The organism is Streptomyces sp. HUAS MS02, from assembly GCF_055702265.1.
In genome coordinates this window covers 4,467,393-4,480,967 of the sequence record NZ_CM146747.1, presented here as the reverse complement: position 1 = coordinate 4,480,967, position 13,575 = coordinate 4,467,393, and the positions used below count along the sequence as shown (strand labels likewise).

10 protein-coding genes and 1 pseudogene are annotated in these 13,575 nt (G+C 70.3%); 6 read left to right on the top strand and 5 right to left on the bottom strand.

The annotated features are described in order from the left end of the window. Positions 1–81: 81 nt before the first annotated feature. The gene (locus tag ACZ9QC_RS19250) at positions 82–1,008 is read left to right on the top strand and encodes a LuxR C-terminal-related transcriptional regulator (protein WP_472921242.1); all 927 of its coding nucleotides are present in this window, start codon (positions 82–84) and stop codon (positions 1,006–1,008) included. A 5-nt stretch (positions 1,009–1,013) separates the two neighbouring features. Next, a pseudogene (locus ACZ9QC_RS19245) lies at positions 1,014–1,154 on the top strand (integrase); the annotation flags it as partial. 51 nt (positions 1,155–1,205) lie between these two features. Here ACZ9QC_RS19245 and ACZ9QC_RS19240 read toward each other — a convergent pair. The 3 genes from ACZ9QC_RS19240 to ACZ9QC_RS19230 form a co-directional block, all read right to left on the bottom strand. Then, positions 1,206–1,541, bottom strand: coding sequence for a hypothetical protein (locus ACZ9QC_RS19240; protein WP_472921241.1), 336 nt, complete (start codon positions 1,539–1,541; stop codon positions 1,206–1,208). Positions 1,542–1,868: 327 nt separating this feature from the next. Continuing rightward, the gene (locus ACZ9QC_RS19235; RefSeq protein WP_472921240.1) at positions 1,869–3,695 is read right to left on the bottom strand and encodes a sensor histidine kinase; all 1,827 of its coding nucleotides are present in this window, start codon (positions 3,693–3,695) and stop codon (positions 1,869–1,871) included. Beyond that, on the bottom strand, positions 3,692–4,381 hold the full coding sequence (locus ACZ9QC_RS19230) for a response regulator transcription factor (RefSeq protein ID WP_472921239.1): 690 nt from the start codon (positions 4,379–4,381) through the stop codon (positions 3,692–3,694). The genes ACZ9QC_RS19235 and ACZ9QC_RS19230 overlap by 4 nt, the downstream gene beginning before the upstream one ends. A 188-nt stretch (positions 4,382–4,569) precedes the next feature. Between ACZ9QC_RS19230 and ACZ9QC_RS19225 the strand changes: the two genes are divergently transcribed. The 4 genes from ACZ9QC_RS19225 (at position 4,570) to ACZ9QC_RS19210 (ending at position 11,441) form a co-directional block, all read left to right on the top strand. Then, on the top strand, positions 4,570–5,370 hold the full coding sequence (locus ACZ9QC_RS19225; RefSeq protein WP_472921238.1) for a hypothetical protein: 801 nt from the start codon (positions 4,570–4,572) through the stop codon (positions 5,368–5,370). Between the two features lie 143 nt (positions 5,371–5,513). Then, positions 5,514–8,225, top strand: coding sequence for an alpha/beta hydrolase family protein (locus ACZ9QC_RS19220; protein ID WP_472921237.1), 2,712 nt, complete (start codon positions 5,514–5,516; stop codon positions 8,223–8,225). Positions 8,226–8,579: 354 nt separating this feature from the next. Beyond that, positions 8,580–8,873 (top strand): 2TM domain-containing protein, encoded by a 294-nt coding sequence (locus ACZ9QC_RS19215; RefSeq protein ID WP_472921236.1) that lies wholly within the window; start codon positions 8,580–8,582, stop codon positions 8,871–8,873. Positions 8,874–9,494: 621 nt separating this feature from the next. Beyond that, a complete protein-coding gene (locus ACZ9QC_RS19210) occupies positions 9,495–11,441 on the top strand; it encodes an alpha-L-fucosidase (RefSeq protein ID WP_472921235.1) in 1,947 nt (648 codons plus the stop codon). Between the two features lie 189 nt (positions 11,442–11,630). On the opposite strand, the gene ACZ9QC_RS19205 is transcribed toward ACZ9QC_RS19210, so the two are convergent. Continuing rightward, positions 11,631–12,104, bottom strand: a complete 474-nt coding sequence (locus ACZ9QC_RS19205) for an FMN-binding protein (RefSeq protein ID WP_472921234.1) — start codon at positions 12,102–12,104, stop codon at positions 11,631–11,633. Between the two features lie 7 nt (positions 12,105–12,111). Then, a complete protein-coding gene (locus ACZ9QC_RS19200) occupies positions 12,112–13,464 on the bottom strand; it encodes a ferredoxin reductase family protein (RefSeq protein WP_472921233.1) in 1,353 nt (450 codons plus the stop codon). Positions 13,465–13,575: the final 111 nt, after the last annotated feature.

Sequence of the window (13,575 nt, the reverse complement as noted above, 5' to 3'; positions counted from 1 at the left end):
AGCAAATAGGGGTTGTTGGGCTTGGTTGAGGTGGATCACGGGACCCTGGAATCCGTGTATAAACATGCTCTTGATCACGATGTGAGTCAGGGGTTCCTGAGGGCCGGAGTGGGCGCGGCCCTCGGGCTGCCCGACGCCCTCGCCGCCGCCGCTGTGGAGAAGCTGATCGCGATGGGGCTGTTACGCGGTCACTCCAGGGGCAGGCTGCGTGTGGTGGCGCCCGGAGAGGCGGTCGACGGGGTCGTGCTCCCTCTCGAACGGGAGATCCGGGCTCGCCGCGCCCTCGTCGAGGGCACGCGCGCATCCATCATGTCCTTCCTCCCGCTCTTCGAGGCGGCCCAGGTCGCGTACGAGGACGACAACCGTTTCGAAGTCCTGGACGACCTGTCGAAGGTCCGGATCGCGATCGCCGACCTGACCACTCGGGCCCGCGGCGAGATCCTCACGGCCCAGCCCGGCGGCGCCCGGGAGGAAGGCATCCTCGCCGAAGCCGCCCCCCGGGACCGTGCCGCTCTCGAGCGAGGCGTGAAGATGCGCGTCCTCTACCAGCACACCGCGCGGTTCGGTCTGGGCACGAGTGAGTATGTCGACCGCATCACCCAACTGGGCGCGGAAGTACGCACCCTGGACGACCGCTTCAGCCGCCTCCTGGTCTTCGACGACGAGGCGGCGGTCATCTCCGTGCGTGACGACCCCCTCGCCGCGACCATCGTCCGGGAGGCGAACGTGGTCGCCTTCATCAAGGAGACGTACGAGCGGCTCTGGCTCACGGCCGAACCCTTCTCCACGGCGTTCGGTGCCGGGAGCGAGATCACGGACGACATCCGTCAGGCCATCGTCCGTCTCCTCATCGAGGGCATGACCGACGCCTCCATAGCCGTGCGCCTGGGCATGTCCGTTCGCACCTGTCGCCGGCACATCGCGGACCTCATGGTCGAACTGGGCGCGCAGAGTCGCTTCCAGGCGGGCTACCTGTGGGCCATGCGGGCCCGACGGAACTCGGCGTAGCGAGGGACCACACCGGGCAGACCCGGGTCCTGCATGCCTATCTGCGCCGGCGCAACGCCAATGCCCGCCACCGCGACGTCCTGGCCGCCGAACGCAGGGAACGCGCCCGCATCCGCAGCGAGAAAGGCATCCGCTGGGGCGGGCGCACTCAAGACCGCGGCTTGATCCAACGCGGCGGACCGATGCGTCACAACACCTCAGGCGGAGAACCTCTTCGCGAGGTCCCGGAGCCGTGCGACGGCCGTGGCCGCCTGGTCACCGGTGATGGTCATACCGGGCATCCGGCTCAGGCTCTCGACCTGGTCGGCGAAGCGCAGGTACTCACCGTGTGCATGTTCCCGGCAGGCGAGGCACGTGACACTTTCCGGACGGGCAGAGGTCATGGCGTACGGCACCTGGTGTCCGCAACCAGTGGTGACGACGCTCGGTGCGTCGGGTGCGCGGCCCAGCGTCGACACGATCAGACTGCGGACGTCCGAGGTGGCCTGCACCACCTTTTGCTCTACGTGGATGTGCGGATCGGTCTTGCCCATCTGTGCCCACACCTCCGTCCGCGTCATTCCGGAACCAGGGTAGTGCGGTGACCGCTCAGGTTCACCGGGCCGGCCACACTACTCGTGAGCGCGCGGAGGGTACACCGTCCCCAGAATCGAACTCGCGCTCTCAGCTCGGGAAGCGACGGCGCTCAGGGGGCTTCACTGCCCTGACCAGCGCAGATGTCTCGTTCTCAAGGTGGTCGTGTGGGTCGGATCGCACCGCTGCTGACCGTGGTCTTCCGCCTTTACGGGCACACAACGGGCAACCCGTGCGGGAGCAAGGGTGTCGGTCGTGCACACCGAGGGGTGGTGGCGTTGCGCACCTCATGGGGTTCGCCGGTCCGCGTGCTGGGACCGGGGGAGCCTGATGGTGAACACGCAGCCCTTGCCGGGCTCACTGTCGACGGTGACGGTTCCCTCGTGCGCCTCGACGAACTGGCGCACGATGGACAGGCCCAGACCGCTTCCGCCGGTGCGTCGGCTGCGGGACTTCTCGGCCCGCCAGAAGCGCTCGAAGACGTGCGGGAGGTCTTCGGCGGTGATGCCGCTGCCCGTGTCCTGGACGGTGAGGACGGCCACGTCGCCGGCTTGTCGGGCGGCGAGGGTGACCGTGCCGCCCGCCGGGGTGTGCCGGAGGGCGTTGGACGTCAGGTTGCCCAGGACCTGACGCATCCTCACCGGGTCGGCGTCCAGGACGAGGCCGGGGTCGGTGCGGGCGCGCACGCGGACGCCCGCGGACTCGGCCAGGGTGCGGTGGGCCGACACCGTCCGCTCGACGAGGTCGTCGGCGGGTACGGGTTCGCGGTGCAGCGTCAGGGTGCCGGCGTCGGCGGCGGCGAGGTCCTGGAGGTCGTCGATGATGTGCTGCAGGAGCAGTGCCTCGTCGTGCAGGGAGGCGATGAGGTCCGGGTCCGGTTCGAGCAGCCCGTCGCGGGTGACCTCCAGCCAGCCGCGGATGTTCGTCAGCGGGGTCCGCAGTTCGTGGGCGATGTCGCTGACCATGGCCTTGCGCTGGGCCTCCAGCTGTTGGCGGCGTGCGGTGAGGTCGTTGAACGCGGCGGCCAGGTAGCCGGTCTCGTCCTTGGTGGTGACCGCGACACGCGTGTGCTGCTGCGTCGGCTGCCGGGCCGCGGCGGTCAGGGCCCGCAGGGGGCGGACGAGGCGGATCGCGACCGCGGTGGTCGTGGCGACGGTGACCACCAGGACCAGCCCCGCGACGCCGACGATCTTGGCCTTGTTGGCGGGGGAGAGGTCGAAGCCCACGGGCTGTTGGCCGAGGGCCCCCAGATAGAGCCTCGCTCTGGGGGCGACGTACGGGTCGAGCTGGGTGCGACGGGCGTCGTCGACACAGTTCTGCGTCTGCCGGCCGCCGCCGAGTCGGCGGTCGGGATCCTGTGCGGTGGAGATGAAGCCGGGGGCGACATCGACTCCGATTCCGGCCAGAGGGTTGGCTGTCCTCTTCTTCTCGTCATCGGGGCGGAGGCAGGGAGCGGCCAGGGCGATGAGTTCGTCCAGTGCCTTCTGCTCGGTGCGAGTGGGGGTGTTGAGCGCTCCGTCCGCGCACGGCGCCGGTACGGATGCCTCTCCGCCGTCGGCGACGACCACGGTGCGGCCGCTGGGAAGCTCCCGGACACTGCCGTCGCCCAGGTGCTTGCGCACACACGCCAGGCGCTTGTCGGCGAGGGCCCTCACCTGCGCCCGTTCTGCCGCCGGGAGCCGGTACGGCCCCGCCGCCCGCGGGTCGATCCCGGCGAGCTGGGCCCCCGGTTCGGTGTGGGTGTCGGTGTTCAGCGGGTCGACGGTGGCCGACGCGCGGGCCGGCAGGGCCGTGCCGGGGGCGGCGGAGTCGGCGATGGTGCGTCCGGTCTCCGTCGTCAGGGCGATGCGCCGCCCCATGGTGTGGGAGAGCTCGCGCACCGAGGAACGTACGCCGTCCCAGTCGGAGTGGGTCGCGGCGTAGCCGCTGAGCTGTCGCAGGATGTCGGTGTCGTCGGAGAGCACCTGTCCGCGCTCTTCCTGGATGGCCCGTGTGGTCGTCTCCGTGGCCAGCCACGCCGTGGCACCCACGGAGACGACGGCGATGGCGACGGACGTGAGGAGCAGCCGCACCAGCAGGCTCTTCCGCCAGGGTATGCGGGGGCCGGGCGTCACGACGGCTGCCCGGTGAGCTTGTAGCCGACGCCGAAGACGGTCAGCAGCCGGACGGGTGTGCGCGGGTCGGCCTCGATCTTCTTGCGCAGGTTCATGATGTGTACGTCGATGGCCCGCTCGGTGGAGGCCCGGTCGTGGCCCCGGGTGCGTTCCAGCAGTTGGCGGCGTGAGAAGACCCGGTCGGGTGCCCCGGCCATGGCCTGGAGGATGGCGAACTCGCCGGGGGTGCACAGCACGGGGACACCGTTGCAGGTGACCTCGTGCCGTGCGGGATCGACGGCGATGCCCCCCGCGCGCAGCACGGGTGTCACGTCCGCGGGGCGCTGGGTGCGGCGCAGCACCGTGCGAATACGGGCCAGAAGCTCCCGTGGGCTGTACGGCTTGGTCATGTAGTCGTCCGCGCCGACCTCCAGGCCGAGCAGCACGTCGTCCTCGGTGGAGCGGGCGGTGAGCATGAGCACGGGTATGTCCCCGTTCTGCCGCAGCACACGGCACACACCGAGGCCGTCGATCTTCGGCAGCATCAGATCGAGGACGACCAGGTCGGGCCGACGGCTCCCGGCCTCGTCGATCGCGGCCCGCCCGTCGGCGGCGACGACGGCGGTGTGACCCTCCCGCAGCAGCAGCCGCCGTATCAGCTCGGCCTGCATGGTGTCGTCTTCCGCGACCAGAATATGTGCGCACACGCGATCGACTCTAAGCGCGGGTGACCGGTGTCCAGGACCGGCTGCGAGGCTTCCCACACCCTCACGACTTCCTGACACGACTGCGTTCCGCGCCCGGCGCCGATGCGCACCGGGCCGGTCGGCCGGCGCTCCGGGGCCGGAGTCCGAAGCTGACGAGTTCCTCATACGTCTCCTTCAGCCTGACGCTCATGGCTTCATCAACGCGTCATCTCGGGATACCGGCCGTCGGCCTGGCCCTGCTCCTCACGCTCACGGGGTGTGGCGGAACGGGGGCGGGTGCCGGGACGGCCCAGGACGGTCGGTCGGCGACCGGCGGAGCGTCCGACGGATCGGCCACCGTGTCCGCCGCCCCCGGCACGACCCGGGCCAGACCCGGGCAGACGTCACCGAACAGCACAAGTCCCTTGCCGCTGCCGGGTGTCGGGCCCCGGATGCTTGCCGAGATCCCCGACAGCGCACGCCAGGTCGTCCTGGTCACCGGACGGGGCAGGAACTCCTCGGCCTCGCAGGTGGTGCTGTACCGGCGCACCGACGCGGGCTGGGAGCCGGGATCCACCTGGCCGGCCCACAACGCCCTCAAGGGCTGGACGGACGACCACCGCGTCGGCGATCTCCGCTCGCCCATCGGCGTGTTCACCCTCACCGACGCCGGCGGGCTGCTCCCCGATCCCGGCACCGAGCTGCCGTACGACCACGGGCGCGGATTCACCATCAACGGCACGGGCTTCGAAGGCGAGTCGCTCGCGGGCTCCTTCGACTACGTCGTGGCGATCAACTACAACCGCAGGCCCGGCACCTCGCCCCTCGACTGGACCCGCCCGCTCGGCGCGGACAGGGGCGGCGGCATCTGGCTGCACGTCGACCACGACGGACCCACGCAGGCCTGCGTGAGCGTCGCGAAGCAGCACATGAAGGAGCTGCTGCGCACCCTCGATCCCGCTCTGCATCCGGTGATCGTCATGGGGGACGCGGCGTCTCTCGCACGTTGACGCGACGAAGCACTCGATCAAGAACCAAGTACCAGGCAAGTACCGAGCAAGTACCAAGTAGGAGCGGAACATTGAGACGTGCCCGGCGACGTGACCGGCGAATATTGATCGCCGCCGCAGCGGTGCTCGCGACAGCGGTGGCAGTGCCCTGGCCGACCGCCGCCCAGCAGGCTGCCGACCCCCGAACGTCCGCCTCGCGGGTCGGCCCGGACGGTCCGCTCCCGTCCGACTGGCGGATCACCGGTGACGACTCCGGGAAACGGCGGCTGATCTGGCGCTCGGCCGAGCCGGTACCCCTGACCGACGCCGGCGTGGAGTTCTACGCCGGGGACGTGTTCCTCGGCCGGCCGGTGGCGGAGAAGGACCGGCGTACGTTCCGGCTCGACCTTCGTAGTGCGCGGCTGGGGCAGCCGACGGACCTCCAGGCGCGGGCGGGGGGACGCCGTCTGGACGCGGCCGGAGTCGCCGCGGGCGAGCAGAACCGACGTACGGCACCGGCGGCGAAACAACTGCCCGCGCTGCCGGCGGGCTCGGTCGACCCCGGCAAGGCAGGCGGGTACGGGACGGTCACCGGCGAATACGCCCTGCCGCCGGTCCGGTTGCCGGGCCTCTTGGCCCCCGTGGAGATGAACGCGGTCGTGGTGGCACCGACCGGAGCCACGGGCCGTCGGCCGCTCGCGCTGTTCCTGCACGGCCGCCACGACACCTGCTACACGACTGAAGGCGACCGCTCGGGCGTATGGCCGTGCCCGGCCGGTTCGAAGCCGGTGCCGAGCCACCGGGGGTATCTGCGCGACCAGGAACTCCTGGCGTCCCAGGGGTACGTGACGGTGTCCGTCTCCGCCAACGGCGTGAACGCGCAGGACGCACTGGAGGACGGCGGGGCCCAGGCACGCTCCTCCCTGGTGCGGCTGCACCTCGCCCGCTGGGCGGACTGGGCCGCCGACCGGGCGACGGCACCGGAGATCGTGCGCACCGCACCGACGGCCGACCTGTCCCGGGTCCTGCTGGTCGGCCACTCGCGCGGTGGCGAGGGCGTCAACCAGGCAGCCACGGACAGCATCACCCCGCCGCCCGCCGATCAGGACGGGTACGGGGGTGCGGTGCGCTGGCGCATCCGCGGCACCGCCCTCATCGGCCCCACCGCCTTCGGACAGAACCCGGCGCCCGACGTGCCGTCGATGACCATCCTGCCGGGGTGCGACGGCGACGTCGCCGACCTCCAGGGCGAGATGTACGTGGACGGCACGCGCGGAGTCAGCCGGGGCGCCGCCCTGCACAGCGCGGTGTACATGGTCGGCGCCAACCACAACTTCTTCAACAGCGAGTGGACACCCGGGCAGGCACAGGCTCCCGCCGAGGACGACTTCGTGGACGACGGCGGGTCCGACCCGGTGTGTGCGCCGGGCCGGGCGACCCGGTTGACGGCGGTGCAGCAACAGACCGCCGGCGCCACGTACATCGCCGCGGCGGCCCGCCTGTTCGTCGCGGGCGACGACCGCGTACGACCGCTGCTGGACGGCTCGAACCTGCGAGCACCGTCCGCGGATCCCGCGCGCGTCCTCACCCACGCCGTCGGAGCGCACCGCACTGCCGCCTTCCTCCCCGGCCCTTCGGCCACCGTGAGCGGGGGACGGCTGTGTTCGGCGGTGGACGCCGACCCGGCGGTCGCCTGCCTGGACCCCGATGAGACCGGGAGGTCGCCGCACTTCGCGGAATGGAGGACGGGACCCGAACCGGGCCGCGACGCGGTGGCCCTGAGCTGGTCGGTTCCTGGTTCCGCCGTCAGGATGCGCCCCGCGAAGCCGGTCTCCCTCTCCGGTGCCGAGGCGCTCGCCCTGCGGGTGATCGTGCCGCCGGGCAGCACCGGAACCGAGCTGGACGTGGCGGTCGCCGACACGTCCGGCCGCCGGCTCACGCTCGGCGTGGTCCGTGTCGACGGGCTGCCGGGGAGCGACCGCACGGCCTCCCACTGGGGGCAGGAGATCCGCGTTCCGCTGACCGCCGCCACCCGGGCCGGGCTGGACCTGGAGAACGTCCGAAGCCTGGAACTGACCCCGCGCAGCGGCTCCGGACGGGCCTGGCTGATGGACGCCTGGGGCTGGCGCCCCGGGACACCGGCTGTCCGGCCGGCCGCACTGCCCCGTGTCGACATCGGCCGGCTGAAGGTCGAGGAAGGGGACTCCGGTTCCCGGACCCACCAGGTCCCGGTGCGTGTCTCCGGCCAGGGCAGCGGTCAGGTACGGCTGTTCGTCATGGACCACGCCACCGGACGGGCCACGGCTCGGCTGGTGACCGTGCGGCCCGGCAGCCAGGTCGTCGACCTGCCGGTGGAGGTGGAGGGCAACACGCGCTACTCCTACGACATCTCGCACGACGTCCTCGTGAAAGCGGTGCGGGGCGCGGTGGTCGGCTCCTTCCACGGCGGTGTGACCGTGCGGAACGACGACCCGATGCCCGAGGTGACCGTCACACCGGTCGCGGACCTGGTCACCGAGGGGAAGAGCCTGACCTGGCGGGTGACCCTGTCCGAGACCGCCGACACCGAGATACTCGTCCCCTTCAGCGTCCTGCCGACCGAGGACGGCGCGGAGCTGTCCAGCACGGACGTGGATCCGCAGTGGCTGATGGAGAACTACGGCGAAGCGGCGCTCCCTGAGCGGCCCCTGTCCCAGGTGGGAGGGATGTCCCTGCTTGCCGCCGTCCCTGCCGGTCGGCTCAGCACAGAGGTGGCGATACCCACCGTCGAGGACGGGGCGACCGAGCCGGAGGAAGCGGTGCGGATCCAGCTGTTCGGCTTCGAGGAACCGCCGGTCGGCCCGGTTTTCACCGGCAGGGTCGAGGACGGTTCCTGAGGCGCATGACGACTTCCGCTCGTGTCCGTGGAACGCAACAACCCACCGTGCGCACGCTTTCCGACTGGGGTGGTGGGGTGGTGGGCTGAGTGCCGGGGTGTTCACGGGCGTTCGGCCGCGGGAGCGGCCACTGGCTTCGGTCTCGTCTGAACGGCCGTGAACGGTGCTGAACGCTGAACGAGACGGAAACCGAGACGGACGCCGCTCCTGCCTGAGTACTGGCTCTGGCCTGCTCACGCGCTGCCCGCGCCAGGGGGCGCGTCCGGTGTCGGTGCCTTGAGCGGCGCCCACAGCCGATCCGGGGGATCATTGCAAAGAGGTACGGCAGCCACCGCGACCGAGGAGGTGGCGATCATGGTGGGTCCCTTCGGCCCCGACGATTCCCACGCCCCACGAGCGAAGCCCGAGAGGGAATGGGCCCACAAACGGCTTGAGAAGAAGCGCAAACTCCGGGCGGACCTCGCGGCCTACGTTGTGATCAACGTCTTCTTGATCGTGGTGTGGGCACTGACCGGAGCCGGGTACTTCTGGCCGGGCTGGGTCCTCGGTGGATGGGGCGTGTTCCTCCTGCTTGACGCGTGGCAGGCCTACTTCCGGCGGCCCATCACCGAGGAGGACATCGATCGGGAGCTGCGTAGCTTGCGTTGAGATCCGTGCTTCGTAGGAGAGGGTGACGAGATCGACTCGCGCTCGCAGTGTTGGGGGCTTGAGGGACGGGAACCTTGCTGACCTTCGGCGGACTCTGAAACGGCCGCTCGGGGGTCGGCGATCATCACGGCGACGCCGATTCTGCGGCTGCGCCGACGGCACCGAGGGACCGTTCTCCTGCACGGCGGTATCCAAGTCGCCGTGCGGTGCCTGCGGGGGCGGAGGGCCTCACTCAGTCTCAGGGGTCCTTTCGCCGTGCCCGCCCGGGTCGCGAGGCGTGGCACCGCTCCCTGAGTGCTCGGCTGCGCTTGAGCGGGGGCACCCCCGTCCAGGGCTCGCCGGTGGAGGGTCCGTGCCGACTCAGCATACTCATCCGATCTATCTGAGTTTGATCCCAGTCGGTGCTCCGATGGCATGACGTGAACTTGAAGGTAAGTCGCAGCTTTGAAGAGGTTCTTCTTGCATGCCTCTAGACGCGTCGTGGGTTGGTGCCACTTAATACATCCGATGTTGTAGAGCCGAACGTGCCCCGGTGTCGGCCTCCTTGCGCCTCGCGGCCCGAGGGTGAGTCGGTGCGGCATGTCCAGACGTCGTCCCCTGCAATCAGTCCAGGAGTGAGCCATGTCCTCGCGAAGAATGACTCGCCGTACGTTTCTCGGCGCGGCGGGTGCGGCGACCGCCGCGACCGCCCTGCCGATCGTCCCCGGCTTCTCCGGCCTTCTGTCACAGGCGTCTGCCGCGGACACCCAGACCAACCTGAGCAGGATGGTCGACATGCGGTTCGGCATGTTCAACCACTTCAGCCTGGGCACCTTCACCAACGAGGAGTGGGCGGCGCCCCACCAGAGCCCCACTCGCTTCGCTCCCCCGAGTGTCAACTGTGGGCAGTGGGCCGACGCGGCGGCGGCCGCGAAGATGAGTTACGGCATCCTGACCACGAAGCACCACGACGGCTTCGCCCTCTGGCCGAGCGCCTACGGCACCCAGAACGTCGCCAACAGCTCCTACAGGCAGGACGTGGTGAAGGCGTACTGCGACGCCTTCCGCGCGAAGGGGCTGAAGGTCGGGTTCTACTACTCGATCTGGGACCGCACCTTCGGCGTCGAGGCGTGGGAGAGCCGGCACAAGGTGTCGGGTCTCGAGATCACCGATGCCATCCAACCCGCCGACATGACCTTCATCCTCGGTCAGATCACCGAGCTGCTGACCAACTACGGCACCATCGACATGTTCATGACTGACGGTTATGCGTGGCAGATGGGACAGCAGGCCGTCTCCTACCAGAGGATCCGTTCACTGGTGCAGCAGCTTCAGCCCGACTGCGTCATGATCGACATCGGCGGGCTGTCCGAGCCCTTCCTCAGCGACGCGATCTTCTTCGAGGAGCCGCTGGGCGTCACGGCGCCCGCGGGCAACACCTACGCCGGAATGCAAGGGCAGACCATCAGCAACGGCTGGTTCTGGCACCCCTCCACCCCGACCGAGGGCCTGATGAGCAAGGACGCGATCCTCTCGCACCTGGCCGACCTGGAACCGAAGTACACCTCGTTCATCCTCAACTGCCCGCCCAACCGCGACGGCAGGCTGGACACCAACGTCGTCAACCGGCTGGCCGAGGTCGGCGCGGCATGGAGCCCCGACACCTCCCGGCCGCCGCTGCCCGCCCAGCCACTGCGCGCCGAGCACCCCGTCACACCGGTCAACGCGTACGCCACCGCCTTCCACGCCGGCGAGGGCCCGCTCAACGCGATCGACGGACTCAGCGACGTCCGCTACGAAACCTGCTGGTCGACCTGGGGCCTGTCGCTGCCGCAGTCGATCACCATCGATCTGGGCGGGGTATGGAGCAACGTCTCCACCCTGGAGTACCTGCCCAAGCAGTGGAGCCGCACCAACTCCACCGACGGCGACATCACCTCGTACACCATCCTCACCAGCACCGACGGGGTCACCTTCACCCAGGTCGCCGGCGGCACCTGGGCCGGCAACGGCACGTACAAGGTGGTGGAGTGGCCCGCCCGGAACGTGGGCTTCGTACGGATCCAGGTCAACGCCGCCACCGGTGGCTACGCCAACATCGGCAACGTGAGGATCGGCGGCCGGACGGCCAAGCCGGCCCTGGTGTCCACCACGCTGCCCGGTGACGGCACCGTCTACCGGCTGGTCGCCCGGCACAGCGGCAAGGCCGCCGACGTGCGGAGCGGGGGCACCGCCAACGGCACCAACGTCCTGCAGTGGCCGTGGCTCGACAAGACGAACCAGAAGTGGACCTTCGCCAAGACCGGCGACGGCTACTACGAGATCAAGGGTGTGGGCAGCGGCAAGCTCCTGGAGGTCGCGGGCCTCTCCCGCGCCGACGGCGGCAACGTCGGTATCTGGTCGGACTCCAACGTCCCCCAGCAGCACTGGGCCGTCACGCCCACCGGTGACGGCTACTACTTCCTCATCAACCGCTACAGCGGGCTCTGCCTCGCCGTCGACGAGGGCAGCACCGCCGACGGAGCCAACGTCGAGCAGCAGCCGTACGCGTCACTGGCGCGGCAGCAGTGGCAGATCATCCCCTCCTGACCTGACCTGACCTGACCGAGCACAACGTCCACGACATCGCCTGACGCGTTTGCTCCACGCCGGTGTCAGCCGGCGTGAGTGAGTCTCATGGCTGGCCTGACCGGCACGTTGTCGCTGAAGAGCGTGCAGGAGTGGCTCACCGGGGCGCTGGCCGATCGGGACGACGGCGTCCACCGCGTGAAGCCATTTTCAGCGGCTCGCGGAGTCCAGCGCCGACTGGAGTGACTGGCGGTAGCCCTCGCTGGTGTACGTGGCTCCGGAGACGGTGTCGATGTCGGCGCTCTGAGCCGTGAGCGCCTCCCGCGTCAGCTGCGGGATCGCGTAGCTGTTGATCTGCTCGTCCCTCGGGTTCTCCTGGGGGTAGGTGATCGCGGTGACGTCGGTGAGCCTCCCGTTCTTCAGGGTGATGCGGAGCTGGACGGGGCCGTAGCGGGTCTGGACCGAGTCCCCGGTGAGGGTTTGGGCACCTGGGGCCGAGCCGCTCGATCCGGTTCCTCCGCTCGACGCGCCCGAACTGCTGGAAGGTACGGGAGAGGTGGCCACGTCGGCGACGGTCGGCATGGTGTGCGGCTTCAGTGACAGCAGCAGCACCATGCCGGAGACAGTCGCGGCGCTCGCCAACACGATGCGGCGCAGGGGACGGTTCTTCCTCAACGTGTGCAAGGGGGCCTCACAGCTCGAAGGACTCGTGGTGGATACGGCGGTCGGGGACCCCGGCGGCGCGCAGCGCCTCGTACAGGTCCCGCGCGAGGTCGTGCGGGCCGCACAGGTACACGTCGTGGTCGTCCAGGTCGGGCACGGCGGCGCGCAGGGAGTGGGCCGTGAGGTCCGGACGTCGGCCGTGCGGGCCGTTGAGGGCGTAGAGCACCTTCGCCCCGCGCCATCGTGCGACGGCCTCCAGTTCGCCGCCCAGGGCGAGGTCCTCAACCGTGCGGGCGCGGTAGAGGAGGGTGACGTCGCCGGGCAGCGTCTCGAACAGGGCCCGCAGCGGGGTGATGCCGACACCGCCCGCGATCAGCAGGGACTTGTGCGAGGTCTGCCGGTCGGCGGTCAGCGCCCCGTAGGGACCCTCCGCCCACACCCGGGTGCCCGGCCGCAGCAGGGGGACGGCGGCGCTGTGGTCGCCGAGCGCCTTGACCGTGATGCGCAGCAGGTCCGGGCGGGGCGGCGCCGACAGGGAGTACGGCGTGGAGGTCCAGCGCATGCCCTCGGTGAGGAACCGCCAGCGGAAGAACTGCCCGGGCCGCGCGCCCGTCTCGTCCAGCCGTCGGCCACGTATGACGACGGAGTACACGCCCGGAGCCTCCCGGTGCACGGAGTCGACCCGCAGCCGGTGACGCAGGTTGAGCCGTACCGGAGCGAGGATCCGGAACCACCCCACCAGGGCCGCGACGCCCAGGTAGAGCGCGTACCAGGCGGCCTGGGCCGCCTGGTTGCCGGTGAAGTCGGAGCCCAGGGCGATCTGGTGGCCGAAGGAGAGGAAGACCGCGGCGTACGTGAGCAGGTGCACGTAGTACCAGAACTCGTGGCCGACCCGGCGGCGCACCGCACGGGCCGAGACGAACCCGACCGCGAGCAGGACGACCGTGCCCGCGGTGGCCTTGAGCATCTCCGGGTAGTCCAGGACCACTGTGAGCGTCTCGGCGAGGAACGAGGAGCCGTCCTGGGCGGCGTACCCGAGCAGGATCAGCACGACGTGTGCCACCAGCAGACAGACCGTGTAGCGGCCCGCCATCGCGTGCCAGCGCGTCACCCGGTCCGCCCCGATCCGCCGCTCCAGCAGGGGTACGCGGGCCATCAGACCGACGAGGACGGCACAGGCGTACCCGCACAGCAGCCCCGCGATCCGCCCGGCCCCCGTCAGCCAGCCGGCGGCACCGACGACCGACCCCGTGTCGTGCCACCACAGGGCGACCACGGCGGCGGCCCCGCCCCACAGGAGGGCGAGCAACGGGCCGGCGGGGGAGCGCCGGGGCGCGGGAGGCGCGGGGGCGACCCTTTGTCGCGCGTACGCCGTCGTCATCCGTGTACTCCCTTCGTTTCCGTACGTCCTGTCGGCCGTCCGGGAACGACACTGTGCCGACGCAGTCTCTGAGCCCGCTCTCAGCGCGTGGCCCGCGGCGCGGCCGAACCG

Bases quoted from the DNA above. Each gene is read 5' to 3' on its own strand.
- ACZ9QC_RS19240 (WP_472921241.1), bottom strand. From the start codon at position 1,541: ATGGGCAAGACCGATCCGCACATCCACGTAGAGCAAAAGGTGGTGCAG.
- ACZ9QC_RS19225 (WP_472921238.1), top strand. From the start codon at position 4,570: ATGGCTTCATCAACGCGTCATCTCGGGATACCGGCCGTCGGCCTGGCC.
- ACZ9QC_RS19215 (WP_472921236.1), top strand. From the start codon at position 8,580: ATGGTGGGTCCCTTCGGCCCCGACGATTCCCACGCCCCACGAGCGAAG.
- ACZ9QC_RS19210 (WP_472921235.1), top strand. From the start codon at position 9,495: ATGTCCTCGCGAAGAATGACTCGCCGTACGTTTCTCGGCGCGGCGGGT.
- ACZ9QC_RS19200 (WP_472921233.1), bottom strand. From the start codon at position 13,464: ATGACGACGGCGTACGCGCGACAAAGGGTCGCCCCCGCGCCTCCCGCG.